This window comes from Actinomadura soli (genome assembly GCF_005889715.1).
GTDB classification, from domain to species: domain Bacteria; phylum Actinomycetota; class Actinomycetes; order Streptosporangiales; family Streptosporangiaceae; genus Spirillospora; species Spirillospora soli.
Window position 1 is genome coordinate 18,778 of record NZ_VCKW01000011.1, and the last position, 25,419, is coordinate 44,196.

Here is a 25,419-nt window from a genome sequence, read left to right on the forward strand (position 1 = left end):
GCGGCGGCGTGCATACCGGGACATCCGCGCATTTATCCAAGTAAGCAAGTATGGAAAGTTGACTTTCCTTCGGGTGCTGAGCAGCATCGAAGCCATGCGATCCGGTGACCGGGACGACCTCGACCTGACCGACGAAGCGACCTACGAACGCCTCCGCTCCCCGTCCAGGCGCGCGCTGCTGCGCCTCTCGGCCGGCGCGGGACTGAGCGCCGGGCTCGGCGGCGGCCTGCTCACCGCGCTCGGCCCGCCGGCGGCGGCCGCCGCCGGCGGGATCGTCAAGCCGCTTCCGCCAGAGCTGTTCATCTCGCACGGCACCAACGCCGAGATGCGCTGGGAGGCCATGCGCCGGCAGGGCTACCTGACGCCCGCCGACCGGTTCTTCGTCCGCAACCACACCGCCACGCCTCTCATCGACGCGCGCACATGGAGCCTCAAGCTGTGGGGCACCGGCCTGCGCGGCCGCCCCACCGAGGACAGTCCCGTCGAGCTCACCTACGAAGACCTCCTCGACCTGCCCTCCGAGACCCTCACGGCGTCCATCGAGTGCACGGGCAACGGGCGCGGCTTCTTCGCGTCCCAGCAGGGGCAGGAGGCTTCGGGCACCCCGTGGAAGCTGGGGGCGGTGGGCGTGGCGCGGTGGCACGGGGTCCGGCTGTCGACGGTGCTGAGGCGCGCAGGTATAACCCGCGAGGCCGTGGACATCATGCCGCGCGGACTGGACGCTGACTACGTGGACAAGGGCGAGAACCTCGGCCGCGTGCGGCGTCCCCTTCCCGTCGCGAAGGCGATGAAGGACGTCCTGCTCGCCTACCGAATGAACGGGGCGCCCCTGCCGGCCGACCACGGCCATCCGGTCCGCCTGGTCGTGCCGTCCTGGGTCGGCATCGCGTCCGTCAAGTGGCTCGGCGACATCCAGGTGGCGGACGAGCCGCTGTTCTCGCCCTGGAACACCCGCTTCTACCGGCTCTTCGGCCCCGCCTACCCGCCGGACGGGTCCGCCCCGCTGACCAGGATGAACGTCAAGTCCGCGTTCGAGCTGCCCTGGGAGGCGGAGCTGCCCGCGGCGCGGCCGCTCGCCCTGCGCGGCCGGTCCTGGTCGGGCGGCGGCCGGATCCTGCGGGTCGAGGTCAGCGCGGACGGCGGCGCGACCTGGCGGCCCGCGCGCCTCCGCGACCGCCACCCGGACCCGCGCGGATGGGCGCGCTGGGAGTTCGGCTGGCAGCCCAGCCGCCCCGGACCGTACGAGCTGCTCGCCCGCGCGACCGACGAGACCGGCGCGACGCAGCCCGCGACCGTCCCCTTCAACAGGCTCGGCTACCTCTTCGGCGCCGTCGTGCGGCACCCGGTCACCGTCATCTGAAAGGACGATCATGGCTTTGTGGACGCCAGACCCGACCTTCTACGCCTCGCCGCGCGACGCCGCGTCCGCGCCCGCCGAGAAGCTCGCCTACGTGGCCGCGTTCGACCGGGCCGCCGAGAAACCGGACGCGATCGCCGTGCTGGACGTCGACCCGGACTCCGCCTCCTACGGCTCCGTCGTCGGCTGGACCGACCTGCCGTTCCTCGGCGACGAGCTGCACCATTTCGGGTGGAACGCGTGCAGCAGCGCCCTGTGCCCCGGGTCGCCGCACCCGCACGTCGAACGCCGCTACCTGATCGTCCCCGGGCTGCGGTCGTCGCGGGTGTACGTCATCGACACCAAGGACGACCCGGCCGCGCCGAAGATCGTCAAGGTCCTTGAGCCGGACGAGCTGGCCAAGCGCGCCGGGTATTCCCGTCCGCACACCGTCCACTGCGGGCCCGAGGGCCTGTACCTGACGGCGCTCGGCGGCGCGAACGGCGAGGACGGCCCCGGCGGCATCGCCCTCCTCGACCACGCCTCCTTCGACGTTCTCGGACGCTGGGAGGTCGACCGCGGCCCGCAGTACTTCGCCTACGACGCCTGGTGGCACATCGCGCACGACGTGCTCGTCACGTCCGAGTGGGGCACGCCGTCCATGGTGGAGGACGGCGTCGTCGCCGAACTCCTCCTCGGCCGCAAGTACGGGCACTCGCTGAACTTCTTCGACCTGCGCAAGCGCAAGCACGTCCAGACCGTGGACCTCGGCGACGAGCACCAGATGGTCCTGGAACTGCGTCCCGCGCACGACCCGACCAAGCTGTACGGGTTCGCGGGAGTGGTCGTCAACGTCGAGGACCTGTCGGCGTCGGTCTGGCTCTGGCACCGCGACGGCGACTCCTGGGCGGCGCAGAAGGTCATCACCATTCCCGCGGAGCCCGCGGACGCCTCGTCCCTTCCCCCGGTCATCCAGCCCTTCGGCGCGGTGCCGCCGCTCGTCACCGACATAGACCTGTCCGTCGACGACCAATGGCTGTACGTGTCGTGCTGGGGCACCGGCGAACTGAAGCGCTACAACGTCAGCGACCCGTTCAACCCGGTCGAAGCGGGCTCGGTGCGCATCGGCGGCATCGTCAACCGCGCACCCCACCCCACCGCCCCTGACCAGCCCCTGGCCGGCGGCCCGCAAATGGTGGAGATCAGCCGCGACGGGAAACGCGTCTACATCACCAACTCCCTCTACGGCTCCTGGGACGACCAGTTCTTCCCCGACGGCGTGGGCGCCTGGATGGCCAAACTCGACTCGACCCCCGACACCTTCACCTTCGACGAGCGCTTCTTCCCGCACGGCGACGCGTTCCGCGGGCTCCGCCCGCACCAGACGCGCCTCCAGGGCGGCGACGCGTCCTCCGATTCCTACTGCTACCCGTGAGCCCGTGACCCCGTGACCGACGGATCCCTCGCCGCGCTCGTGGCCCTCGGCGCCTTCCATGGCGTCAACCCCGCCATGGGCTGGCTGTTCGCCGTGGCCCGCGGCTTTCAGGAGCGCAGCCGCTCCCTCGTGCTGCAGTCGCTCCCGGCCATCGCCGCGGGCCACGCCGCGTCCGTCGGGGCGGTCGCGATCCTCATCGCCCTCACCCGCTCGGTCGTCGCGACGCAGGCGCTCGCGATCGGCGGCGGCGCCGTCCTGGTCGGCTTCGGCCTGTGGCGGCTGCTGTCGCGGCGCCATTTCCGCTGGGTCGGCATGCGGATTTCCTTGCCGCAACTCGCCGGGTGGTCGTTCCTGATGTCGTCGGCGCACGGCGCGGGGCTGATGCTGCTGCCGGTGCTGACCTCGTCCGGGACGGCCCCGGCGGGCCACGACCACGGGCTGGCGGCGTCGTCCGGCAGCGCGGTCTCGACGGGCGTGTTCGTCACCGCCGTGCACACCCTGTCGATGTTCGCCGTCGCGGGCGCGATCGCCCTCGTCGTCTACGAGATCGTCGGCCTGACCGTCCTGCGCCGCGCCTGGTTCAACCTCGACCGCCTCTGGGCCGCCGCCCTCATCACCGCCGGCACCCTGACCCTCCTGACCGCCTTCTAGCGAACGTCCTTGGCCTAGCGGCGCTCGCCGATGACCGTCAGGTCGATCTGGATGTCGAATGGCGCCATCACCTTGAGGTGGTCATGATGGGTGCCCGTCAGAACGTAAGAGGTGCTCGCGGGGTCGAACTCGTAGACGTAGACGACCGTCCTGTCTTCGTCCCTCTCCACGCGCCAGAAATGCTTGATACCCGCGGCCCTGTAGCGGCGTGGCTTTATCTCACGATCCCGTCGATCAACTCGGTATGCCGGGGCAGCAGATCGTCCATACGCAGGAAAACGTCGGCGGTGAATCCACCCGGCGGGGGGATCACCCAGTCTGGCAGCGGCTCGCCGTCCAAGTAGGCACTTTCCGTAATTGCCTCGACACTTTGAGCAGTCATGCACACACTCTCGCACACGAGCGCCCTCCTGTTCCTAGCAATAGCCTAGGACGAGAGACGGTCAGCGGGGGTCGGGGGCTTCGCCTCGGGTGTGGAGGAGGGATTGGAGTTCGGCGAGCTGGCGGGCGGCGAGGGCCTTCTCGGCGCCGTTGATGCCCATCGCGCTGATGGACGTGCCGTCCGCCAGGTCGAGGGTGGGCCAGGGGTCGCCCACGGTCATGGAGACGTCCACGACCTCGGGCCATTCGAGGCGGCGGGTGCGGAACGCGTTGACGACCGTGAGGCCCGACTCGTCGGCCGCCACCCGGCAGCGGGCCAGCATGTGCAGGATCCACGCCATGAAGGCGCCGAACCCGATGATCAGGACGCGGTCGAACGTCTTGAACTGGGGCGCCACCACCACGGCGAGCGCGATCAGGCCGAGCATGATCACGCCCGCCGTGAGGTAGGCGACGATCCGGGTGGTGCGGGGACGCCACACGGTCGGGAGCGCCGGAGGCTCAGTCAACGATCTTCGAGATGGGGATTTCGAGGATGTCGTGGGCGCCGGCGGCCTTGAGCGCCGGGATCAGCGTGTTCACGCCGCGCTTGGCGACCACCGACTCCACCGCGTTCGACTCCCCGCCCGCGAGGGAGGTGACCGTCGGCGACGACATCGACGGCATGATGTCCAGGACGTTCTGCAGGTCGGCCTGCGCGACGTTCAGCTTCAGCAGGACGTTGCCACGCGCGCGGATCGCGCCCTGCAGGAGCAGGGAGATGTCCTCCATCGCGGCGCGCTTCTCCGCGTCCTCGTAGGCGTCGCGGTTGGCGACCAGCTCCGTGTAGCTGGTCAGGAGCGTGTCGAGGATGCGCAGGCCGTTCTTGCGCAGTGACGAGCCGGTCTCGGTGAGGTCGACGATCGCGTCCACGATGTCGGGCACCTTCGCCTCGGTCGCGCCGTATGACGGGACGACCGTCGCCTTGACGCCGTGCTTCTCCAGGAACCGCCGCGTCATCGCCGGGAACTCGGTGGAGATCCGGACGCCCTCCGGCAGGTCGGACACCTTCTGCCAGGGCGCCCCGTCCGGCACCGCCATGATCACGCGGACCGGGTTGGACGTCGCCTTGGAGTACTTCAGCTCGCCGAGGCTGACCACGTCGGAGTCGGTCTCGGTGATCCAGTCGCGGCCGGTGATGCCGAGGTCGAACAGGCCCTGTTCGAGGTAGGTCGGGATCTCCTGCGGCCGCAGGACCCGGACGCGCTCGATCCGCGGGTCGTCGATGGACGCGCGGTAGTCGCGGTCCGACGTGCGCTGGACGGTGAGGTCGGCGGCGTCGAACAGCAGCATGGTCGCCTTCTCCAGCGACCCCTTGGGCAGGACGAGTGACAGCACGGAATAAGCCTTTCAATGGGACGGGAGTGAGAAACCCGGACGATCAAGAGCCGAGATGCGAGTCATTCAGGGACGGAGCCCCTGGGACCCCCCCTACATATGCTCTAGGCCGTGCCCGGCGTGACCGTGATGCCGCAGACCTCGCAGGGTCAGTGCCGTGTCGAGTGCGGCCACAGTCGCCTCCCATCCCTTGTCCTCGGGGCTGCCGGGCAGCCCGCTGCGTTCCATCGCCTGCTCAATGGTGTCACATGTGAGGACCCCGTTGCCCACCGGAGTCGACTCGTCGAGCGCGACGCGGGTCACACCGGCGGTCACGGAGTCGCAGACGTAGTCGAAATGGGCGGTCGCGCCGCGGATGACGGCGCCGAGGCAGACGACGGCGTCGAGGTCGCGGGCGAGCTGCTGCGCGATCACGGGCAGCTCCAGGGCCCCGGCGACGCGGGCGACGACCGGCTGGTCGACGCCGCACGCCTTCGCCGCCGCGAGCGCCCGCTCCAGGAGCCGGTCGGTGATCGGCTCGTGCCAGCGCGTGCAGACGATGCCGAGCGTGACGCCGTCAGCGTCGACCGTGATGTCCTCGGGGCGTCCCTCGCCGCTCATCAGAGTCCCTCGATCTGGTGTCCGAGACGGTCCCGCTTGACCGTCAGGTAGCGCCGGTTGTGCTCGGTGACGACGACGGGCATGGACTCGCGGCCGCGCACGTCCACGCCGAACCCGTCCAGGCCCTTGAGCTTGTCCGGGTTGTTGGTGAGCACCCGGACCGAGCGTACGCCGAGGTCGCGCAGCATGTGCGCGGCGTTGGAATACTCGCGGGCGTCGGCGGGGAGGCCCAGTTCCAGGTTGGCGTCGACGGTGTCGGACCCGTTGTCCTGCAGCGCGTACGCCTGCAGCTTGGCGAGCAGGCCGATGCCGCGTCCCTCGTGCCCGCGCAGGTACAGGACGACGCCGCGCCCCTCTTCCGCGATGCGTTCCATGGCGGCGTCCAGCTGGGTGCCGCAGTCGCAGCGGTCGGAGTGCAGGACGTCGCCGGTCAGGCATTCCGAATGGGCCCTGATCAGGACGTCGTCGCCATCGCCGAGGTCGCCGAGCACCAGCGCGACGTGCTCGCCGCCGTCGATCGCGCTGGAGAACCCGACCGCGCGCCACGTCCCGTACCGGTTGGGCAGGCGCGTCTCGACGACGCGGGTGACCATCGCCTCGTGGCGCTTGCGGTATTCGGCGAGCTGCTCGATGGAGACGAGCTTGAGCCCGTGCTCCTTGGCGAAGATCTGGAGTTCGGGGAGGCGCGCCATGGTGCCGTCCTCGTTCACCACTTCCGCGAGGACGCCCGCCGGGGAGAGCCCGGCCAGCCTGGCGAGGTCGACGGCGGCCTCGGTGTGCCCCCGCCTGCGCAGCACCCCGCCCTCGTGGTAGCGCAGCGGGAAGATGTGCCCGGGACGGACGAGGTCGCGCGGCTCCGACGCCGAGTCGCACAGCGTCTTGATCGTCCGGGCCCGGTCGGCGGCGGAGATGCCCGTGGTGACGCCGAGCCGCGCGTCCACGCTGACCGTGTACGCGGTGCGCATGCGCTCGCTGTTCTGCGCCGTCATCAGCGGGATCTGCAGCCGGTCGAGGTCGGCGCCCTCCATGGGGACGCAGATGACGCCGCTGGTGTAGCGGATCGTGAACGTCAGCAGTTCGGGCGTCGCCTTCGCCGCCGCGAAGATGATGTCGCCCTCGTTCTCGCGGTCCTCGTCGTCGACGACCAGGACGGGACGTCCCGCCGCGATGTCGGCCACCGCCGATTCGATGGAGTCGAAGATCCCATCGCCGTCCTTACCGCTCATACCCGTCTCCTGTGAGGGGACGACCCCCCACGCCCCCCGGTTCGCTTCGCTCATTTCAGGGTCACCGCCTTCTCCCTGGGGGCCCGCGCCCCCTGCACGGCCCGGGACTCCCGGAGCCAGTTCCTGAACCCGACCATCACCGTCACGAAGAAGATCCCGTAGACCGCGCCGGAGACGTACAGCCCGGACTTGAACGCCAGCGGGACCCCGACCAGGTCGACCAGCACCCAGACGACCCAGAAGTCGACGAGCGCGCGGCTCTGCGCGAAGGTCGCGACCGCGCTGCCGACGAAGATGTAGGCGTTCGCCCACGGCGACCAGGCGATCTTCAGCCACTCCAGGTGGACGAACAGTTGCGCGACCACCGCCGTGCCCACCAGGAGCATGCCGACCAGGACCGCGCGCTCCTTGGGCGTCGCCTGCCGGACGATGAGCCCGTGGGCGTCTCGCCGTCCACGAGTCCACATGGCCCATCCGTAGAGGGCGAGCCCGCAGAAGAGCACCTGCTTGAGAGCGTTCCCAGGGACGTGCGCGTGCAGCGACGCGGCGAGTAGCAGTAGGGCACCGGTGAGCTGCACCGGCCACGTCCAGAGGGTCTTGCGCATGGCGAGCCACACCAGGGCGAGCGAGAGGACGTTGCCGGTGAGGTCGGTCCAGAGGATGTGCTCGCCGAACACCTCGAAGCCGGCGCCGAGCCAGTTCATCGCCGGTCGCCCAGCATGCGTTCGACGTACTTGGCGACGACGTCCACTTCGAGGTTCACCGGGTCGCCCGGCTTCTTATGGCCGAGCGTGGTGAGCGCGAGCGTCGTCGGGATGAGCGCGACGCTGAACCGATCGGCTTTGGCCTCGACGACCGTGAGGCTGATGCCGTCGACGGTGATCGAGCCCTTGTCCACCACGTACCGTGCCAGGTCGGACGGCAGGGACACGGTGACGACGTCCCACCGCTCCCCCGGCTCGCGGGAGATGATCTCGCCGACGCCGTCCACGTGGCCCTGGACGAGGTGCCCGCCGAGCCGGTCGGAGAGCCGGACGGGCCGTTCCAGGTTGACCTTGGAGCCGGGCGCGAGCGCCCCCAGGCCCGACTTGTCGAGGGTCTCCTTGATGACGTCGGCGGTGAAGGTCTCGTCCTTGGCGTCCACGACGGTGAGACAGACGCCGTTGACGGCGATCGACGCACCGTGCACGGCGTCCTGCGTGACGAGCGGGCCGCGGACCGTGAGCGTGACCGAGCCGTCCGAGGGCTCGACCCCCACGATCTCGCCGAGTTCCTCGACGATGCCAGTGAACATCTCCCGGGCCTCCTAGTTCAGGCTCCGGGGGACGTCGATACGTCGGCGCACACCCCTGGACAGGGGCGTGCCGCGCGCTGCCTCCCATCCGGACTCTCACCGTCGGTCCCGGAGTCCCACCGGGTCAACCGGCCGATGGCTTCGGCCGGGTCGCGGACTGTCACCGCCGGTTCGGAATTTCACCGACCCCGGAGCACGCGTTCATGCTTGGCAACCAGTGTGCCACGCCGCGCATTCCCGCCCGGTGTGAGCATCGCCACGAGCGGGAGCGGCGGGGGTTGCCGGGAACCCGCGGCGGGACGAAACTCGTTGACGGAACCTGCTGCGGATCCGGGGGAAGCCCATGGGCAAAGTGACTTTGTCGCCGAAAATTCTGGACGTCCTCGACTTCGGCACTCCGTCGGCCGAACGGGACATCTCCCGGGGATTGGAGAAGTACTTCGTCGAGTCCGACGCCTACCAGCGGGTCCGGTCCGGGGCGAAGACGATCCTGATGGGGAACCGCGGGGCCGGGAAGAGCGCGATCTTCCAGGTGCTGGCCAAGCGGGAGCGGGCGGCGGGCAGCCATGTCATCGAGCTGAGCCCGGAGGACTACTCGTACGAGCTGCTCAGCTCGACGATGGAGGCCGAGGACGCCGGGTCGTGGGCGAAGCAGGGCGCCTACGCCGCGGCTTGGAAGTACCTGATCTACGTGCTGGTGATGAAGGCGCTGGCGCGGAAGGGGATGCGGCTGACCAAGGGCGGCGGCCGGGAGATCCACAACTACATCCGGGACAATCACGGCGCTCATCAGCTCGGGCCATTGTCGCTGCTGGTGTCGTATCTGAAGCGCCTTGAGGCCATCAAGCTCGGGCCGATCGAGGCCGGGCTGCGGACGCGGGAACTGGACCGGCTCTACAAGCTCGAAGAGATCCACAATCTGCAGCCCGCGCTGAAGAAGGTGCTGGACGGGCAGCGGGTCATCGTGCTCGTCGACGAGCTCGACCGCGGGTGGGACTCGTCCGAGGACGCCAAGGCGTTCGTCTCGGGACTGTTCCAGGCATGCGTGTCGATCAACGGGCTGCACGAGAACCTGCGCGTGTACGTGTCGCTGCGGCAGGAGCTGTACGACGACATCCCGGCCCTTTACGACGACGCGCAGAAGCACCGGGATCTGCTGGAGAAGATCTACTGGTCGGAGGAGTCGCTGCTGGAGCTCATCGCCAAGCGGATCCGGTACTCCGCGCACGAGAAGGGCTTCGACGTGGAGGCGCTGGAACGCGCCGGTGACCGGGCCTGCTGGTCGGCGGTGTTCGCCTCGCCGCCGGGCCAGGGACGGGACGCCGCGTTCCGCTACATGGTCGACCGGACGCTGTACCGGCCGAGGGAGATCATCCAGTTCTGCTCCGAGGCCCTGGCGCAAGCCAGAAGGCGCGCCTCCAAGCTGCCGGTGCCCTACTCCGCGATCGAGCGGTGCGAGTACGGCTATTCCGCCGAGCGGACCAGGGACATCGCCGCCGAATACCGCTCCCAGTATCCCGGCCTGCTGAGCATTTTCGAGGTCTTCCGCAGCCGTCCGCACACGTTCGACCGCGAGGAGCTGGAACTGCTGTGCCTTGAGCTGGCGGTCGGGGAGATCCCCACGCGCGGGACGGAGTCATGGCTGCCGAACTGCTACCCGAACGACCTCATCGAGGTCCTGTGGCGGTCGGGCCTGCTCACCGCCCAGGCCAACGGGGACGGCACCTTCCTGGGGAGCCACCAGGTCCAGCATCTCAACATCGCGGCCGTCAAGCGCTTCCGGATCCACGAGATGTTCCGCTCGTCCCTGGGCATCGCCACCCCGGAGGGAGCCGCGCCGGGAGGATGAGCGCCGCCGGGCGTGAAACCGGTCGTCTGCTCTGAGCGTCGGTCAGTCGTCTGGGAGAAGCAGGCCAGTCGGTGTCGCGCTGACGCGCGTGAGGTCGTGAATGATCCGGTGCGCTCCGGTCAGCACCGCGGGGTCGTGGCTGGTGGTCACGGCCAGGACGGTCGCGCCCGCGGCACGGCCCGCTGCTATGCCCGCGGGGGCGTCCTCGATGACGATGCAGGCGGGCGGGTCCACCTCCAGGCTCCGGGCGGCCAAGAGGTAGCCGGACGGGTCCGGTTTTCCGGTCGGGACGTCCTCGGCGGTCACCACCACCTGCGGGATGGGCACACCGGCCACTTCCGTGCGGGTTTTCAGCTGCGCTCTGTCCATTGAGGTGACGAACGCGTAGGGCAGGCCGTTCATGTTCGCCAGGAGGTCGACGGCACCGGGCAGGGCGGTGATGCCGTCACTGCGGACGGCCTCCAGGGCGTCCAGGCGGGCCGTGGCGTCGTGGACCTCCTCGGGCGGGAGGAAGTCGGCCACGCGGTCCACGGTGCGGCGGCCGTGCGCGTCGGAGAGGAACTCGTCCGGGTCGATGCCGTACTCGGCGGCCCATTCGCGGGCGGCCCGTTCGACGAGGGGGGTCGAGTCGACGAGGGTGCCGTCCACGTCGAACAGGACGGCCGTGCAGGGCAGGATCACCAGTTCGCCTTCGCCGTCGCTTCTTCGGCCTGGCCGCGCAGCCTGCGGACCGCCTCGGCGGGGTCGTCCGCCCCGTAGACGGCGCTGCCCGCGACGAACACGTCCGCTCCCGCTTCCGCGCAGCGTTCGATGGTCTCCGCGCTGACGCCGCCGTCCACCTGGAGCCAGATGGGAAGGTCGCGGCCCTTGATGAGCTCGCGGGCGCGGCGGACCTTCGGCAGGACGACGTCAAGGAACTTCTGCCCGCCGAACCCGGGCTCGACGGTCATCAAGAGGAGCGTGTCGATTTCGCCGAGGAGGTCTTCGAATCCGTCCACGGGGGTGGCCGGATTGACGCCGAGGCCCGCGCGCGCGCCCGCGGCGCGGATGGTGCGCAGGGTGCGGATCGGCGCCTTGGCGGCCTCGGCGTGGATGGTGACGCTCTTCGCCCCTGCCTCGGCGTACTCCGGGGCCCAGCGGTCGGGGTCCTCGATCATCAGGTGGCAGTCGAGCGGCAGGGCGCTGTGCTTGAGCAGTGCCTGGACGACGGGCAGCCCCAGGGTGAGGTTCGGCACGAAGTGGTTGTCCATGACGTCGACGTGGACCCAGTCGGCGGAGCCGGCGATGAGCGCGACGTCCTCGGCCAGGCGGGCGAAGTCGGCGGACAGGATGCTGGGTGCGATCTGAGGAGACATGATGCCGCGAGTCTATTGGCGCTGTCCTATTGGCGCAGTTCCGCCCTGTTGTCACCCGGCCGGGTGACAGAGCATGTGGAGCGTCGGGCCAAGCGGAGTCGGACGAACGCCTCCGGCGCGCCTGCGGTGACCCAGAGGCCGAGCACCGCCTGCGCAACGAATGCCTGGACCAGGTTCGATCCGTCGAGGAGGAAGAGGGCGAAACCGCCCGCGATGCCCACGGGAAGGCGTGCCAGGCGCTGCCAGAGTTTCCCGCCCGCATCGAACCAGCCGCGGGCCGCCAGCAGGGACAGCCCGGCCAGGACTCCGCAGAATCCGCCTGTGGCCCTGGCCGATTCGATGAGGGTGACGGGTTCGGTCCGTCCGCCTGCCGCTTGGACGGCACGGGCCCAGGTGTCCGGCCACTGCCAGTCTTGGAGCGGCTGCACCGCGCCCCAGGCGGCTGCCAGCAGCAGCAGGGAACCGACGAGGGCGAGGGTCATCTGGACGGCCAGGTGACGGCGGGCCCACCAGGGGACGATGACGGGTTCCAGCCCAAGCGCCGCCACCAGTAGGGCCAGGCCGATGGCCCAGCCGCCCAGCACCTGCCCGATCGAGTGAACGCCGAGGTAGACGCGGGACACCCCGATCAGGATGATGACCACGGTCGCGCCTGCCCACAGCGGCCACCGCCTGGTCTGGGCTGCGAAGAACCCCCAGGCGACCGGGGCGTTCTGGGCGTGGCCGGACGGCATGCCGAACGACGTATGGGACGCCTTGCCCTCGACGGTCGGGTCCGTCCAGTAGGGGCGGGGGTCGTGGAAGACCAGCTTGAGGAGCGTGTTGAGGAACGCGCTGAACAGCAGGATGACCGTGGCCCGCGCCACCAGGCGCGGAGCCGCGCACCAGAAGAGCACCGCGAGCAGAGGGACGTAGAACGCCGCGCTCCCCAGGAACGACACGACATGCATGAAGTCCGTCAGCACGGGGTCCCCCGGCTCAGGTACGGCGCAGCAGGGCCAGGAACATCGCGTCCGTCCCGTGGCGGTGCGGCCAGAACTGCGCGTAGGAGCCGGTCCGGGGGGTGTCGGGGGTCGTCCCCACACGAGAAGCCGGACCGTCATCCAGACCGGTGAGATCCGGGGCGACGGTCGTCAGGACGGCGGGCGCGTCGAGCCGTTCGACGTCGTCGCGTTCGCGCAGGACGTCGTCCACGACCACCCGGGTCTCGGCCAGGTGCGGGGAGCACGTGACGTAGGCGACCACACCGCCGGGCCGGACGGAGTCCAACGCCGTGGCGAGCAGTCTCCGCTGCAGGGAGCCGAGTTCCGCGACCGATTCGGGGCCGCGTCGCCAGCGTGCCTCCGGGCGGCGGCGGAGCGCGCCCAGGCCGGTGCACGGCGCGTCCACCATGACCCGGTCGAAGGACGCGGGGCGCCACGCGGGTGCGGTGCCGTCGGCGGCTACCACGCCGGTACGGTCGTCGACCGCGTCCCGGACGAGCCCGGCGCGGCGGGGCTGGACGTCGGCGGCCAGAAGCCGTGCATCCCGCTGGGCGGCGAGGGCGGAGAGGAGGCCCGCCTTGCCTCCGGGGCCGGCGCAGAGGTCCGCCCAGAGGGAGTCCGGGCCGTCCAAGGGAGCCTCGATCAGAGCCAAGGCGACCATCTGGCTCGCCTCGTCCTGGACGGCGGCGCGCCCTTCGCGGACAGCCGCGATGCTCGCCGGGTCGCCCTCGGGCAACAGGGCTCCGTAGGGCGAGTACGGAGCGGGTTCAGCGCCCGCGTCGCAAAGCTCCTGCACGGTGGCTCGGCCGGGACGGGCGACCAGGGTGACGCGAGGGCGGGCGTTGTCGGCGGCGAGCAGCTCATCGATCTCGCTGTTGCCGACGGCGTCCCGCAACGCGGACACGATCCACTTGGGGTGGCTGTGCCGGACTGAGAGACGCGTGGTGGTGTCGGCGTCGGCGGGCGCCACGATTTCCAGCCAGGCGTCCATGTCGCGTGTGGCGACCTTGCGGAGCACCGCGTTGGCGAACTTGGCCTGTCCAGGGCCGGAGACCGAGCGCGCCAGCTCGACCGCGGTGCCCACGGCCGCGTGCGGCGGGATCCGCGTCGCGAGGATCTGGTGCGTGCCGAGGCGCAGGACGTCCAGGAGCGGCGCGTCGATGCGGCGAAGTTCGCGGTCGCTGCACAGCGCGAGCACCGCGTCGTAGGTGCCGCGGCCGCGGAGCGTGCCGTAGGTGAGCTCGGTGGCCAGGGCGGCGTCGCGTCCGGTGAGGCCGCGGTCGCGCAGGCGGCTCGGCAGCAGGAGGTTGGCGTAGGCGTCGCGCGTCTCGACGGCGCGGATCACGTCGAACGCGGTGCGGCGGACGAGGTCCTGCGGGCGGCCGGTCTTGCGCGGCCCGCCCGGCCTGCGGTTCTCGGTACGTCGACGGTTGCGGGCGGGAGGCATCAGTGCAGCGCGTCCTTGCCGATGAGATTGAGGCCGCGGGCCCAGTCGGCCGCGGCCATGCCGCGCTTGCCCTGCGGTTGGACGTCGCCCAAGGCGACCGGGTGAGTGGCCGTCCCCACCAGGACCTCGTTCTTTCCCGCACGCAGTTCCCCGGGCGAGAGCTTGTCGGCGTCAGGGACAGGACGGACCGGCCCCAGCTTGACGCGCGTGTCGCGGAAGTTCGTCCACGCGCCGGGGGCGGGCGTGCAGGCGCGCACGAGCCGGTCGATGTGCAAGGCAGGGGACTTCCAGTCGACGTGACCGTCCTCGGGATTCAGCTTGGCCGCGTGGGACACGCCCTCCGTCGGCTGGGGCCGTGGCTCCAGGACGCCCGCCTCGATGCCGTTCATCGTGTCGAGCAGGAGGCTCGCTCCGGCGACGGCGAGGCGGCCCAGCAGGTCACCGGTCGTGTCGGTCGGCAGGATCGGCTCGGTGAGGACGCCGTAGACCGGGCCCGTGTCCAGCCCTTCCTCGATCTCGAAGGTGGCCGCGCCGGTCACGTCATCGCCGTGCAGGATCGCGCGCTGGACGGGCGCGGCGCCGCGCCAGGCGGGCAGCAGCGAGAAGTGCAGGTTCACCCAGCCGCGCCGGGGGATGTCGAGGGCCTCCCTGGGCAGCAGCGCCCCGTAGGCGACGACGGGGCAGCAGTCGGGCGCGATCTCGCGGAGCCGGTCCAGGAACTCCGGATCGCGGGCCTTCGCGGGCTTGAGCACCTCGACGCCCGCCTCCGCGGCGAGCGACGCCACCGGGCTGGCGCTGAGATGGCGCCCACGGCCCGAACGCCCGTCCGGACGGGTCACGACCGCGGCCACCTCGTGCGAGGACCCCAGAAGCGCTCTGAGGGCCGGAAGCGCGGTCTCCGGCGTCCCCGCGAAGACCAGCCTCATCTAGATCGCCTTCCCGAGGGTGCGGTGCGGCGACTCCTTGACGACCGGGGCCGGGTCGCCGAACCACTCGGCCTCCCTGATCGCCTTCATCGCGGCCTTGCGCTGCTCGGGGTCCATCCGGTCGATGAAGAGGACGCCGTCGAGGTGGTCGGTCTCGTGCTGGACGCAGCGGGCCAGCAGATGCGTGCCCTCCAGCGTGATCGGCTCGCCGTGCATGTTGAAGCCCTTCGCCACGGCCCGGACGGCGCGCGCCGTGGGGAACGCCAGGCCGGGCAGGGACAGGCAGCCCTCGTCGTCGGTCTCCTGCTCGTCCGAGAGGTCCAGGGTCGGGTTGACCACGTGCCCCAACCGGTCGTCGACGTAGTAGGTGAACACCCGCAGGCCAACGCCGAGCTGAGGCGCGGCCAGGCCCGCCCCAGGAGCGTCGATCATCGTGTCGGTGAGGTCCTTGACGAGCTGGCGCAGCTCCTTGTCGAAGTCCTTCACCGGCTCCGCGGGCGTGCGCAGCACGGGGTCACCGAAAAGGCGGATGGGCTTGACGGCCAACGGGGACTCCGTTTCGTGCGAGGCGGGGTTGCTCCGTCCAGTCTACGGAGCGACGCAGGGACGTTTCACAGGCCGCGGTGCGCGCCCTAGTGCGTGGATCGGGCCTTGTAGGCGGCGGTCCGGGCGGCCTTGGCGGTCGCCTTGTCGGGGTGGTGCGCGCCGAGCGCCTCCAGGACGTCGGCCACGCCGGGATGGTCGGTGCGCCACAGGTCCTCGACCATGGCTTTCATCTCCGCTCCCGGCGGCGCGTCGATGAGGGCCGCCTCGACCGCCTCCTCGGGTTCGGCGGTCTCCAGCATCCCGGCGACGGTGTCGACGAACACCCAGAGGTACTCCTCGCGGGCCAGTTCCCGTCCGGACGGGTCTCCCGCGGCGTTCAGCCAGAGCGCGGCGTAGGGCGAGACCAGCGGATGCTCCTGCGCGGCGCGGACCACGGCCGCCGCCTCGGGGCCGATGCGGTGCAGGACGGCGGCGGCGAGGTTGCGCGCGCCGGGACCGCCCGTCCGCATGACGTCCAGGAGGTCGGCGGCGGCGTCCTTGGGGTCGTGGCGGGCCAGCCAGCCGTCGATCTCCTCGTCGGCGGCGTCGGGCCGATACCAGGTGAGCCCGTCGATGAGCTCGGACGCGCGGGCCCCGGCCAGCTCGCCGACGACGGGCGCGCTGAACCCGTCCGCCAGGAGCAGTTCCCGGACGGCCCACACGCCGAGCGGCGTCAGCTCGCGTGCCTTGCCCGACGTCTCTACGACGCCCCACTCCTCGAAGGTGGCCAGTTCGAGGAAGAACGCGTCCGACACGAGCGCGGGCATGGTCTCGCCGTCGGTGAGGTCGTAGGCCTCTGCCACGTGGTCGAGCAGGGCACCGACGAGCGTCTCGGGCTCGGTGGGCTCCTCCTGCTCGTACAGGTGGATGAGGACGCCCGTCATCTCGTTCTGGACGAGTTCCACCGCGTCCAGGCCGTCCGCGTAGTCGTGCTCTGGGACGACCATCGCCTCGAACAACGGGAGCCAGGTGGCGAGGAGCGTCGAGTCATCCTCGGACTGGAGACCTTCCAGGGAAGGCCCTGGCTTGGCCGCGCCGTCCTCTGCGGTGATGACCTTCGCCTCTACGGCCGCCCACCAGAGTCGTTCCAGTTCGCCCGCGTCCTCCATCTGCCCGTGGCTGCGCGGGGCCTCCAGGCCGAGCGCGTGGGCCGCGGCCTCCGCGTCGGAGTCGGTGAGGGTGTCGTGCTCGGTGAGGGGACGTTCGCCCGTCCAGCGGGCCAGGGCGAGGACGCTCTCGGTCAGGCGGGAGCGGCGCACGGCGTCCGCCACGTCCGCCTCGGAGGCGAGCCGCACAGGCGGGACGACCAGATCCTCCACCTGCTGCAGATAGCCCTCGGTGCGTGCGTACCGCTCGTCCTCCGGCAGGGCCTCGAAGTCGCGGATCCACGCCTCGACGGCCTCCTGGTCGTCCAGGGACACACCGTCGGCCCGCATCAGCCCGCCGATGACCTCCGCGGCCGCCTGCCGCTCCTCGGTGTCCATCTCGGCGACGAGGTCGGCGAACGCGGGGCCGGTCCGGTCGATCTCCGCGTCCAGGTCGGCGGCGGCGGGCGCGGGCACGGCACCGGTGTCGCGCAGGTAGGCGACGATGCGGCGGAGCGCGTCCAGGACGGTGGGGACGTCGTCGCCGCCCGCGACCACGGACTCCGGGAACACGCTCAGGAGCAGTTCGCGGAGCGCCTCGGGGGTCAGCGCCGTGGGGCCCGCCAGGCCCATCTCGTCCTGCAGGAGTTCGAGCAGGATGCGCGCGCCCTGCTCGTCCAGCGCCTCGCCGCGCTCGTCCGCCCACCGCCGCAGGTCGTCCGCGGTGCTCTCCACCCAGTTCTCGGCCACCCGAGAACCCTATTGGTCAGATCAGCTCCAGTGGGTCGATCTGGACCCGTACGGTTTCCGTCGCCTTGCGCGCGCTGCGCACACCCTGAGCTTCCTTCAGCGCGCGCGCCAGGGCGTGCCCGGCGGCCCTGGGCACACGTACCAGCGCGCGTTCCTTCTCCTGCGCGTCGGCTCCCGGGACGGGCGTGGAAGGGACGGGCACAGGACCGAGCACCTCGGCCCCATCGGGCAGCCGGGCGCCGTCCAGCAGTTCCCGTATGGCGGCAGGAGTCGAGGTCAGCGATGCCATCCGCGCGGCGGGCGGGAAACCCACCTCCTTGCGCTCCGCCAGTTCCCGCTCCGCGTAGGTGACCGGGTCCCATCGGACGAGCGCCTGGACGGCCGGCAGCGATCCCTCAGCGGCCACCACGACGGGACCCTGCGGCCGGACGAGCGACGCCGCGTTCATCCAGCGTCGCAGCGTCTCCTCCCCCGCGCGCAGATCAGGGCGTCCGAGCAGCACCCAGCCGTCCAGCAGCAGCGCGGCGCTGTACCCGCCTTCCGCAGGCGGTTCGGCCCCTGGGGTGGACACCACCAGCGCGCGTTCCGGGCCGTGCCGTTCGAGAATCGAGTCGCGCCCAGAGGTGCGTACCGGCACGCCGGGGAACGCCCTGCCCAGTTCCTCCGCCGTCCGCTTGGCGCCGACCACCACGGCGCGCAGATGGACGAACCCGCATTCGGGGCACCGCCAGTCCCCCGCGATACGCCCGCACCAGCGGCAGTAGGGCGCGGCATGGGACGACGGCAGCGACAAAGGGCCCTGACAGGCCACGCACTGCGCGGGCGTACGGCACCGCCCGCACGCGATGGCCGGGACGTAACCGCGCCTGGGAACCTGCACCAGGACAGGCCCCTCCTCCAGCGCCTGCCGGGCGGCTTCGAACGCGACGTTCGGGAGGCGCGCGCTACGGGCGGCGGCGTCGCGGGCGAGCTGCGCGTCCTCACCCACGTACCGGACGCGGGGCATCGCCGTCCGGACACGCCCCCGATCGGAGGTGAGCGTGTGCGCCCAGCCGGACTCGACGAGCTGGGTGGCGTCGGTGGTCCTGGTGAACCCTCCGATAAGCGCCCCCGCCTTCGCCCTATGCGCGCGCAGGGCGAGGACGTCCCGCGCATGCGGGTACGGGGCGTGCGGCTCGGCGTGGACGTCGTCGCCGTCGTCCCACAGCACGACCAAGCCAAGGTCGGCGACAGGAGCGAACATGGCGGCGCGCGTGCCGACGACCGCCCGCGCGGTACCGCGCAGGACGGCCAGCCACCTCCGGTAGCGCTCCGCAGGGCCCAGTTCCGCCGTCAACGCGACATGGACGCCCTCCCCCAGTTCGGCCTGGAGCGCGGTGTCCACCCGTGCCACGTCGCGGCCATCGGCCACGACGACCAGCGCGCCCCGCCCGCCGCGGAGGGTCACCGCGACGGCCTGCGCTATGGCCGCCGTCCAGCCGGGGCCGGGCAGCGCCGTCCAGACCGCCCGCGGTGCCCTGCCGTCGGCCAGCGCGCTTAGGAACGACTCCCCGGCCGGGTAGTCGCGCCACGCACCAGAGCCGTCCGTGCAGGCGTCCTCGGACGGTTCGCCCCCAGCGTCACCGGACGCGGCCACAGGTTCCGCTTCCACACGCGCATGGCGTGGCGGGACGGCCAGCCGGAGCACATCCGCGAACGTACCGGCGTAGCGGTCGGCCACCTCCCGGATCAGCGCGGCGACCTCCGGTGTGAGGACCGGCTCGGGTGACGTGACCCGCTCCACGAAGAGCAGCTTCCCCTCGTGGTCGCTCTCGGCGACCCGCTCCAGGACGAACCCGTCGACGAGCTGGCCCGCGAACCGCACCCTCACCCGGCACCCGGGCACCGTCTTGGCGTCCAGCTCGGCGGGCACCAGGTAGTCGAACGGACGATCCAGGTGCGGCAGGGACATGTCGACCGCGATCCGCGCGACGGGCAGCTCCTCGGCGGGACGGCGCACCCCCTTCTTCCGCGCCTTTCCCGGCTTATCCGGCTTATCCGCCTTCTCGGGGGACGTCCGCGGCAGCTCGTCCAGGCCCGGGATCAGGTCAGTTCCACCGCCGTCCTTGGTCACGCCCCCGTCCTACCAGATCAACCCGACAGCCGACCGCGCACGCTAGGGTTGACCCATTCGTTATCGGGGTGCGCACCCGTTGGCCCATTGCCCGATCCCTTCTGCGCCCTCGCCGTCCGACGAGCCCGTGCAGGCGATGACCACAGCGCATACTCGAGAGCGGGCGGACGCCCATGCCCCGCATGGGCCGTCGCGCCGGTCCCCAGGCCCCACGTCCCCCGCCTCCTGGAGGAAGTGGGCGAACCCGCGCCACCCGGTGGTCGCGGCCACGGTCGCGGCGGCCGTGCTCCACCTGGTGTGGGCGCTGTTCCTGGCGACCGAGGGAGGCGACCTCGCCGCCCAGGCCGCCTGGACGGACTTCGCCTGGAAGCACCCGACCTCGGCCTACAGCTTCGCCTGGTACGGCGGGATGCACCCCGCCTCCTACAGCGTCATGTCGCCGTACCTGATGGCCCTCTTCGGCATCCGCACGGTCGCCGTCGTGTCCGGCACGCTCTCCGCCGCCCTGGCGGCGTACCTGCTGCGGCGCTTCAAGGCGCCCGTGGCCCTGCCCGCGTCCCTCTGGGCCGCGTTCGCCATCTCGTGCAACTCCGCGTCCGGGCGGGTCACGTTCGGCCTCGGCTTCACGTTCGCGCTCATGGCGACGATCGTGGCGTTCACGCCTCGCGGCACGCCCGCCCTGCGCGCGGCGGGGATGGTGGGCCTCGGCCTGCTGTCCACGCTCGCGAGCCCCGTCGCGGGCCTTTTCCTCATGGTGCTGGCCGCCGCGCTGTTCCTCACCGGTCGCCGCCGCGCCGGGCTCTGCATCGCCGCCGGCCCTCCCGTCGTGGTCGGGACGACGAGCCTGCTGTTCCCGTTCAGCGGCGTCCAGCCGATCTCGGTCAGCGCCATCGTGCTGCCCACCCTGGCCAGCGTCATCGCCATCCTGCTGTGCGCGCCGCGCGGCTGGCGGCTCGTCCGCGTCGGCGCCGGCGTGTACCTGGCGGGGATCCTGCTGACCTGGCTGATCCCGTCGCCGGTCGGCAGCAACGTCGAACGCCTCGCGCTTCTGTTCGGCGGGATGTTCCTGCTGTCCGCCGTGGCGCGCGCGCACGGCCGCGTCCGCATCGCCGTGCTGTCCGCCGCGTTCATCGTCACCGCGTCCTGGCAGGTCGTGAAGCCCGTCGACGACCTGATCCACACCGAGCCCGCGGCGACCGCCGCCGGGAACGCCAGCGGCCTCATCGCCGAGCTGAAGGCCGTCGGCGCGGAGGACGCCCGCATCGAGGTCGTCCCGCTGCGGTCCCACTGGGAGTCGTCCGGGCTGAGCCGTCATTTCGTCCTCGCGCGCGGCTGGAACCGCCAGGTCGACGCGGAACGCCATGAGCTCTTCTACAAGGAGGGCGCCCTGACGGCCGGCTCCTACCGCGACTGGCTGCACGAGTGGGCGGTGCAGTACGTCGTCCTGCCCAAGCAGGAGACGGACTGGTCCGCCCGGGACGAGGCCGCCCTCGTCGATGGCGGCCAGCCGTACCTGACGGAGATCTGGCGCGACGAGCACTGGCGCCTGTTCCGCGTGCTGCGTTCGACGCCTCTGGTCGACCGCCCGGCGTCCGTCAGCGAGCTGGACTCCGGGCGGCTCGTCATCGACATGCCGTCCAGCGGGACCGTCCTCGTGCGCGTCTCCTGGTCGCCGTGGCTCAGGGTGTCGGGCGGGAACGCCTGCCTGGCGCGCGCGGGCGACTTCGTCCGGATGAAGGCGGACAGGCCCGGCCGCTACACCATCGCGGCCCGCTACAGCGTCCGCCGCGGCGGGCACTGCGAATCCTGACGCTCCCGTAGACCGCACAAAGAAGGCCCTGGGGACGCAGGGTCCCCAGGGCCTTCCGTCGTCGTACGGGTTACAGACCGGCGGCGGAGGCGAGGGCCTTGGCGCGGTCGGTCGACTCCCAGGAGAAGTCGGGCTCCTCGCGGCCGAAGTGCCCGTAGGCGGCCGTCTGCTGGTAGATCGGGCGGAGCAGGTCGAGGTCGCGGACGATCGCGGCCGGACGCAGGTCGAACACGTCCGCGATCGCCTTCTCGATCGCCTCGGGGGCGACCTTCTCGGTGCCGAACGTCTCCACGAACACGCCGACCGGGTGCGCCTTGCCGATCGCGTAGGCGACCTGGACCTCGGCGCGGTCGGCGAGCTGCGCCGCGACGATGTTCTTGGCGACCCACCGCATCGCGTACGCGGCGGACCGGTCGACCTTGGACGGGTCCTTGCCGGAGAACGCGCCGCCGCCGTGCCGGGCCATCCCGCCGTAGGTGTCCACGATGATCTTGCGGCCGGTGAGGCCGGCGTCGCCCATCGGGCCGCCGATCTCGAAGCGGCCGGTGGGGTTGACCAGCAGCCGGTACCCGTCGGTGTCGAGGTCGAACCCGGCCAGCACCGGGTCGACGACGTGCTCCTTGACGTCCGGGGTCAGCAGCTCCTTCAGGTCGATGTCCGGGGCGTGCTGGCTGGACACGACGACGGTGTCGAGGCGGACGCCGCGGTCGCCGTCGTACTCGATGGTGACCTGCGTCTTGCCGTCGGGGCGCAGGTAGGGGACGTCGCCGTTCTTGCGGACCGCCGACAGCCGCTGCGCCAGCCGGTGCGCCAGCGTGATCGGCAGCGGCATCAGCTCGGGCGTCTCGTTGGTGGCGTAGCCGAACATCAGGCCCTGGTCGCCGGCGCCCTGCCGGTCCAGGTCGTCGCCCCGCTTGTCGCGGTCGTCGCCGTCGCGGGTCTCGTAGGCGTCGTCGACGCCCTGCGCGATGTCGGGCGACTGCGCGCCGATGGACACCGACACGCCGCAGGAGTGGCCGTCGAAGCCCTTCTTGGACGAGTCGTAGCCGATCTCCAGGATCTTCTCCCGGATCACGCCCGGGATGTCCACATAGGTCTCGGTGGTGACCTCACCGGCCACATGCACCTGACCGGTCGTGATCATCGTCTCGACGGCGACCCGGCTCTTCGGGTCGTCCTTCAGCATCGAGTCGAGGATCGCGTCGCTGATCTGGTCCGCGATCTTGTCCGGATGTCCTTCGGTGACGGACTCCGAGGTGAACAGGCGGCGAGACACGTACGTGCACTCCTTGCAGCGGCTGCTGACTGACGTCGCAGAACGGATATGTCTTCAGATTCGATGGGGAAGGCCCCCTACCCCACAGGTACTAGGGCCGAAGTCTAGCGGGATCGTCGCCCGGCGGATCTCGAAACGTGCTCGTTAACGGCTGGATCGCCTGGTCCGACCGGGCTGGACGCCCTAGGCGGGCGCCCTGGCCGGGCGGGCGCCGTCAATCGGGCGACAGGGGTTCGAGGCGGGCCGCGACGAGATCCCAGACGATCTCGGCGAGTGCCTCCTTGGGGCCGCGGGGCACCTCGGTCGCGGAGCCGTCCGCGCCGAGGACGACGGCCGCGTTGTCGGGCCGTCCGAAGGTCATCTCCTCGCCGACCTGGTTGACGACGAGCAGATCGCTGCGCTTGCGGGCGAGCTTGGCGCGGCCGTTCGCGAGCACGTCGTCGGTCTCGGCCGCGAAACCGACGATCACCTGGCCGGGACGGCGGGTCTCGCCGAGCTCGGCCAGGATGTCGGGGTTCTTGACGAGGCGGATCGGCTCGGGCTCCGCCCCGTCCGCCTTCTTGATCTTCGAGCCGTGGTAGCCGGCGGGGCGGAAGTCGGCGACGGCGGCGGCCATGACGACCGCGTCGGCGTCGCCCGCGGCCGACAGGACGGCCTTGCGCATCTCCTCGGCCGACCCGGTGGCGACGACGTCGGCGCCCGCCGGGTCGGGCAGGGCGACGTTGGCGGCCACGAGCGTCACCCGCGCGCCGCGGGCCACGGCCGTCCTGGCGAGCGCGTAGCCCTGCAGGCCGGACGAGCGGTTCCCGATGAAGCGGACGGGGTCGATCGCCTCCCGGGTGCCGCCCGCGGAGACGACGACGTGCCGTCCGGCGAGGTCGCGGCCGGCGGCGCCGCGGGCCAGGACGTGCCGGGCGACCTCGAACAGCTCGGCCGGGTCGGGCAGCCGGCCGGGGCCGGTGTCCGTGCCGGTGAGCCGCCCGGACGCCGGCTCGATCACGACGGCGCCGCGGGCCCGCAGCGTCGCGACGTTCGCGCGGGTCGCCGGGTGCTCCCACATCTCGGTGTGCATCGCGGGCGCGAACACGACCGGGCACCGCGCGGTGAGCAGGGTGGTGGTGAGCAGGTCGTCCGCCAGCCCCTGCGCGGCCCGGGCGAGCAGGTCGGCGGTGGCGGGCGCGACGAAGACCAGGTCGGCGGACTGCCCGAGCCGGACGTGCGGCACGCCCGCGACGCCGTCCCACACGCTGGAGGAGACCGGGCGGCCGGACAGGGCGGCCCAGGTCGGCTCGCCGACGAAGCGGAGCGCGTCCTCGGTCGGGACCACGGTGACGTCGTGGCCCGACTCGGTGAGCCGCCGGAGCAGCTCGCACGCCTTGTAGGCGGCGATGCCGGCGCTCACGCCCAGGACGACGCGCGGCTTTGGGGAGGTCATGCGGTCACTGTCGCATCAGGCGCCGGACGCGGGCGCACCGGGGTCGCCGGGGGCGGGGCCGGTGGGCCCGTTCGCGGGCGCTCAGCCCTCGATGGGCTCGGCGTTCAGGAGTCCTTCGCGCGTCTCCCGCAGGGCGATCGACAGCGGCTTCTCCTGGACCTGCGTCTCGACGAGCGGGCCGACGTACTCCAGCAGGCCCTCGCCCAGCTGGGCGTAGTAGGCGTTGATCTGCCGTGCGCGCTTGGCCGCGATGCTCACGAGACCGTACTTGGTGTCGACGACCTCGAGGAGCTCGTCGATCGACGGGTTGGTGATGCCCTCACTGCTGGCTGCCACTCGGTGGCCTTCCGATAGGTCGCGACTAGTGAACAGCCATCAAGACTAGCAGCTCCTCGCACACGTCCTGGACGGACGTGTTGACGAGCGTGAGGTCGAACTCCTTCTCGGCGGCGAGCTCGACGCGGGCGGCGTCGAGGCGACGCTGGATCACCTCGGGCGGCTCGGTGCCGCGTCCGGTGAGCCGGCGGACGAGCTCCTCCCAGCTGGGCGGAGCGAGGAACACCAGGCGGGCCTCGGGCATGGACCGGCGGACCTGCCGGGCGCCCTGCAGGTCGATCTCCAGGAGCACCGGCTCGCCGCGGGCGAGCCGCTCCTCGACGGGCCGGCGCGGGGTCCCATAGCGGTTTCCCGCGAACTCGGCCCATTCGAGGAGCTCCCCTTCGGCGACGAGCCGGTCGAAACCGGCGTCGTCGACGAAGAAGTACTGCACACCGTGGGTTTCACCCGGCCGGGGGGACCGGGTGGTCACCGAGACCGACAGCCACACCTGGGGGTGCGATCGCCGGATCTCGGCGACGACCGTGCTCTTGCCGACGCCCGACGGCCCCGACAGGACCGTCAGCCGCCGCGCGAGCGGGTCATGCGATTCATGCGATTCGGAGCCTTCCGGCGCCTGGCCGACCGTTCTCATCCGGCCTGCCCGCGGAGGCGTGGCCTGCGCGGGCCTGCCGAGGACGGGAAGCGGTCGGCGGGGGCACCGGGGTCGGACGGGATGGAGCCGGATCCGGGTAGCCCCGGCCCGGCCGCGGCGGTCAGACCGCCGCGCCCGCCCGTGAGTCGTGCGTCAGCGGTTCGCACTTCCGCCGAACTCACGCTCCAGGGACGCGCGCTGGTTGGCACCGAGGCCCCGCACACGGCGGGACTCGGCGATTCCCAGACGCTCCATGATCTGCTTCGCACGGACCTTGCCCACACCGGGCAGCGATTCCAAGAGGGCCGACACCTTCATCTTTCCGATGACGTCGTCGGACTGACCCTCTTTGAGAACCTCGGCGAGCGAGGTTCCCCCGTGCTTGAGCCGATTCTTAACCTCGGCCCGCTCCTTGCGAGCCTTGGCAGCCTTCTCCAAGGCTGCGGCGCGCTGTTCGGGGGTTAGGGGCGGAAGAGCCACGCCGGGTCACCTCAGGTTTCCACTCGACGGAGTCGGACGGGTTGGGAAACTAGCG

General features: G+C 71.3%; 25 protein-coding genes and 1 riboswitch. Of the genes, 5 read left to right on the top strand and 20 right to left on the bottom strand.

What is annotated here, in order from left to right:
- Positions 1 to 94: 94 nt before the first annotated feature.
- The 3 genes from ETD83_RS03610 to ETD83_RS03620 are packed head-to-tail and all read left to right on the top strand — an operon-like array spanning position 95 to position 3,422.
- A complete protein-coding gene (locus ETD83_RS03610; RefSeq protein WP_138643597.1) occupies positions 95 to 1,360 on the top strand; it encodes a sulfite oxidase in 1,266 nt (421 codons plus the stop codon).
- Between the two features lie 10 nt (positions 1,361 to 1,370).
- Positions 1,371 to 2,771: a selenium-binding family protein gene (locus ETD83_RS03615; RefSeq protein ID WP_138643598.1), complete on the top strand. Its 1,401-nt coding sequence runs from the start codon at positions 1,371 to 1,373 to the stop codon at positions 2,769 to 2,771.
- Between the two features lie 12 nt (positions 2,772 to 2,783).
- Complete coding sequence (locus ETD83_RS03620) at positions 2,784 to 3,422, top strand: hypothetical protein (RefSeq protein ID WP_138643599.1); 639 nt, start codon at positions 2,784 to 2,786, stop codon at positions 3,420 to 3,422.
- Positions 3,423 to 3,436: 14 nt separating this feature from the next.
- Here ETD83_RS03620 and ETD83_RS44200 read toward each other — a convergent pair whose 3' ends face one another.
- The 7 genes from ETD83_RS44200 to ETD83_RS03655 all read right to left on the bottom strand — a co-directional run bounded on the left by ETD83_RS44200 (position 3,437) and on the right by ETD83_RS03655 (position 8,300).
- Complete coding sequence (locus ETD83_RS44200; protein ID WP_230420651.1) at positions 3,437 to 3,592, bottom strand: hypothetical protein; 156 nt, start codon at positions 3,590 to 3,592, stop codon at positions 3,437 to 3,439.
- A 273-nt stretch (positions 3,593 to 3,865) separates the two neighbouring features.
- Positions 3,866 to 4,312: a PH domain-containing protein gene (locus tag ETD83_RS03630; protein WP_230420652.1), complete on the bottom strand. Its 447-nt coding sequence runs from the start codon at positions 4,310 to 4,312 to the stop codon at positions 3,866 to 3,868.
- Entirely contained in the window at positions 4,305 to 5,180 is an 876-nt protein-coding gene (gene hisG, locus ETD83_RS03635) for an ATP phosphoribosyltransferase (RefSeq protein WP_138643600.1), read from the bottom strand. The genes ETD83_RS03630 and hisG overlap by 8 nt, the downstream gene beginning before the upstream one ends.
- Positions 5,181 to 5,273: 93 nt before the next feature.
- Positions 5,274 to 5,780, bottom strand: coding sequence for a 6,7-dimethyl-8-ribityllumazine synthase (gene ribH, locus ETD83_RS03640; protein WP_138643601.1), 507 nt, complete (start codon positions 5,778 to 5,780; stop codon positions 5,274 to 5,276).
- The gene (locus tag ETD83_RS03645) at positions 5,780 to 7,006 is read right to left on the bottom strand and encodes a bifunctional 3,4-dihydroxy-2-butanone-4-phosphate synthase/GTP cyclohydrolase II (protein ID WP_138643602.1); all 1,227 of its coding nucleotides are present in this window, start codon (positions 7,004 to 7,006) and stop codon (positions 5,780 to 5,782) included. Before ETD83_RS03645 ends, ribH begins: the two co-directional genes overlap by 1 nt.
- Positions 7,007 to 7,056: 50 nt before the next feature.
- Entirely contained in the window at positions 7,057 to 7,710 is a 654-nt protein-coding gene (gene pnuC / locus ETD83_RS03650; RefSeq protein ID WP_138643603.1) for a nicotinamide riboside transporter PnuC, read from the bottom strand.
- On the bottom strand, positions 7,707 to 8,300 hold the full coding sequence (locus ETD83_RS03655; RefSeq protein WP_138643604.1) for a riboflavin synthase: 594 nt from the start codon (positions 8,298 to 8,300) through the stop codon (positions 7,707 to 7,709). Before ETD83_RS03655 ends, pnuC begins: the two co-directional genes overlap by 4 nt.
- Positions 8,301 to 8,372: 72 nt before the next feature.
- A riboswitch (FMN riboswitch) is annotated at positions 8,373 to 8,501 on the bottom strand.
- A gap of 142 nt (positions 8,502 to 8,643) precedes the next feature.
- Here ETD83_RS03655 and ETD83_RS03660 point away from each other — a divergent pair.
- Positions 8,644 to 10,149, top strand: coding sequence for a P-loop ATPase, Sll1717 family (locus ETD83_RS03660; RefSeq protein ID WP_138643605.1), 1,506 nt, complete (start codon positions 8,644 to 8,646; stop codon positions 10,147 to 10,149).
- A gap of 42 nt (positions 10,150 to 10,191) precedes the next feature.
- On the opposite strand, the gene ETD83_RS03665 is transcribed toward ETD83_RS03660, so the two are convergent.
- From ETD83_RS03665 to ETD83_RS03700, 8 genes are all read right to left on the bottom strand, one after another.
- Positions 10,192 to 10,830 carry an HAD-IA family hydrolase gene (locus ETD83_RS03665; protein WP_138643606.1) on the bottom strand — a complete coding sequence of 213 codons (639 nt, stop codon included), beginning with the start codon at positions 10,828 to 10,830 and terminating at the stop codon, positions 10,192 to 10,194.
- Positions 10,827 to 11,504: a ribulose-phosphate 3-epimerase gene (gene rpe, locus ETD83_RS03670; protein WP_138643607.1), complete on the bottom strand. Its 678-nt coding sequence runs from the start codon at positions 11,502 to 11,504 to the stop codon at positions 10,827 to 10,829. Before rpe ends, ETD83_RS03665 begins: the two co-directional genes overlap by 4 nt.
- Before the next feature lie 26 nt (positions 11,505 to 11,530).
- Complete coding sequence (locus tag ETD83_RS03675) at positions 11,531 to 12,469, bottom strand: phosphatase PAP2 family protein (RefSeq protein WP_138643608.1); 939 nt, start codon at positions 12,467 to 12,469, stop codon at positions 11,531 to 11,533.
- A 13-nt stretch (positions 12,470 to 12,482) separates the two neighbouring features.
- Positions 12,483 to 13,934 (bottom strand): RsmB/NOP family class I SAM-dependent RNA methyltransferase, encoded by a 1,452-nt coding sequence (locus ETD83_RS03680; RefSeq protein WP_138643609.1) that lies wholly within the window; start codon positions 13,932 to 13,934, stop codon positions 12,483 to 12,485.
- Positions 13,934 to 14,860 carry a methionyl-tRNA formyltransferase gene (gene fmt, locus ETD83_RS03685; protein WP_138643610.1) on the bottom strand — a complete coding sequence of 309 codons (927 nt, stop codon included), beginning with the start codon at positions 14,858 to 14,860 and terminating at the stop codon, positions 13,934 to 13,936. The genes ETD83_RS03680 and fmt overlap by 1 nt, the downstream gene beginning before the upstream one ends.
- Complete coding sequence (gene def, locus ETD83_RS03690; protein ID WP_138643611.1) at positions 14,861 to 15,406, bottom strand: peptide deformylase; 546 nt, start codon at positions 15,404 to 15,406, stop codon at positions 14,861 to 14,863. It abuts the gene before it with no gap.
- Between the two features lie 86 nt (positions 15,407 to 15,492).
- Positions 15,493 to 17,280, bottom strand: coding sequence for a hypothetical protein (locus ETD83_RS03695; protein ID WP_138643612.1), 1,788 nt, complete (start codon positions 17,278 to 17,280; stop codon positions 15,493 to 15,495).
- A gap of 16 nt (positions 17,281 to 17,296) precedes the next feature.
- On the bottom strand, positions 17,297 to 19,393 hold the full coding sequence (locus tag ETD83_RS03700; RefSeq protein ID WP_138643613.1) for a primosomal protein N': 2,097 nt from the start codon (positions 19,391 to 19,393) through the stop codon (positions 17,297 to 17,299).
- A 256-nt stretch (positions 19,394 to 19,649) separates the two neighbouring features.
- Here ETD83_RS03700 and ETD83_RS03705 point away from each other — a divergent pair, with 256 nt between their 5' ends.
- Positions 19,650 to 21,203, top strand: a complete 1,554-nt coding sequence (locus ETD83_RS03705; protein ID WP_171064002.1) for an MFS transporter — start codon at positions 19,650 to 19,652, stop codon at positions 21,201 to 21,203.
- A 70-nt stretch (positions 21,204 to 21,273) separates the two neighbouring features.
- Here the strand turns inward: ETD83_RS03705 and metK are convergent, their stop codons facing one another.
- The 5 genes from metK to mihF all read right to left on the bottom strand — a co-directional run bounded on the left by metK (position 21,274) and on the right by mihF (position 25,364).
- On the bottom strand, positions 21,274 to 22,479 hold the full coding sequence (metK, locus tag ETD83_RS03710; protein ID WP_138643615.1) for a methionine adenosyltransferase: 1,206 nt from the start codon (positions 22,477 to 22,479) through the stop codon (positions 21,274 to 21,276).
- Between the two features lie 214 nt (positions 22,480 to 22,693).
- A complete protein-coding gene (gene coaBC, locus ETD83_RS03715; protein ID WP_138643616.1) occupies positions 22,694 to 23,914 on the bottom strand; it encodes a bifunctional phosphopantothenoylcysteine decarboxylase/phosphopantothenate--cysteine ligase CoaBC in 1,221 nt (406 codons plus the stop codon).
- An 81-nt stretch (positions 23,915 to 23,995) separates the two neighbouring features.
- Positions 23,996 to 24,250, bottom strand: coding sequence for a DNA-directed RNA polymerase subunit omega (gene rpoZ, locus ETD83_RS03720; RefSeq protein ID WP_026405772.1), 255 nt, complete (start codon positions 24,248 to 24,250; stop codon positions 23,996 to 23,998).
- Between the two features lie 25 nt (positions 24,251 to 24,275).
- Complete coding sequence (gene gmk / locus ETD83_RS03725; RefSeq protein ID WP_138643617.1) at positions 24,276 to 24,884, bottom strand: guanylate kinase; 609 nt, start codon at positions 24,882 to 24,884, stop codon at positions 24,276 to 24,278.
- Positions 24,885 to 25,037: 153 nt separating this feature from the next.
- Complete coding sequence (gene mihF / locus ETD83_RS03730; protein WP_026405770.1) at positions 25,038 to 25,364, bottom strand: integration host factor, actinobacterial type; 327 nt, start codon at positions 25,362 to 25,364, stop codon at positions 25,038 to 25,040.
- Positions 25,365 to 25,419: the final 55 nt, after the last annotated feature.

Coding starts and splice junctions, on each gene's coding strand:
- ETD83_RS03610 (WP_138643597.1), top strand. CDS start 95: ATGCGATCCGGTGACCGGGACGACCTCGACCTGACCGACGAAGCGACC.
- rpe (WP_138643607.1), bottom strand. CDS start 11,504: ATGTCTCCTCAGATCGCACCCAGCATCCTGTCCGCCGACTTCGCCCGC.
- coaBC (WP_138643616.1), bottom strand. CDS start 23,914: ATGACCTCCCCAAAGCCGCGCGTCGTCCTGGGCGTGAGCGCCGGCATC.
- ETD83_RS03645 (WP_138643602.1), bottom strand. CDS start 7,006: ATGAGCGGTAAGGACGGCGATGGGATCTTCGACTCCATCGAATCGGCG.
- ETD83_RS03655 (WP_138643604.1), bottom strand. CDS start 8,300: ATGTTCACTGGCATCGTCGAGGAACTCGGCGAGATCGTGGGGGTCGAG.
- ribH (WP_138643601.1), bottom strand. CDS start 5,780: ATGAGCGGCGAGGGACGCCCCGAGGACATCACGGTCGACGCTGACGGC.
- gmk (WP_138643617.1), bottom strand. CDS start 24,884: ATGAGAACGGTCGGCCAGGCGCCGGAAGGCTCCGAATCGCATGAATCG.
- pnuC (WP_138643603.1), bottom strand. CDS start 7,710: ATGAACTGGCTCGGCGCCGGCTTCGAGGTGTTCGGCGAGCACATCCTC.
- ETD83_RS03680 (WP_138643609.1), bottom strand. CDS start 13,934: ATGCCTCCCGCCCGCAACCGTCGACGTACCGAGAACCGCAGGCCGGGC.
- ETD83_RS03615 (WP_138643598.1), top strand. CDS start 1,371: ATGGCTTTGTGGACGCCAGACCCGACCTTCTACGCCTCGCCGCGCGAC.
- ETD83_RS03660 (WP_138643605.1), top strand. CDS start 8,644: ATGGGCAAAGTGACTTTGTCGCCGAAAATTCTGGACGTCCTCGACTTC.
- fmt (WP_138643610.1), bottom strand. CDS start 14,860: ATGAGGCTGGTCTTCGCGGGGACGCCGGAGACCGCGCTTCCGGCCCTC.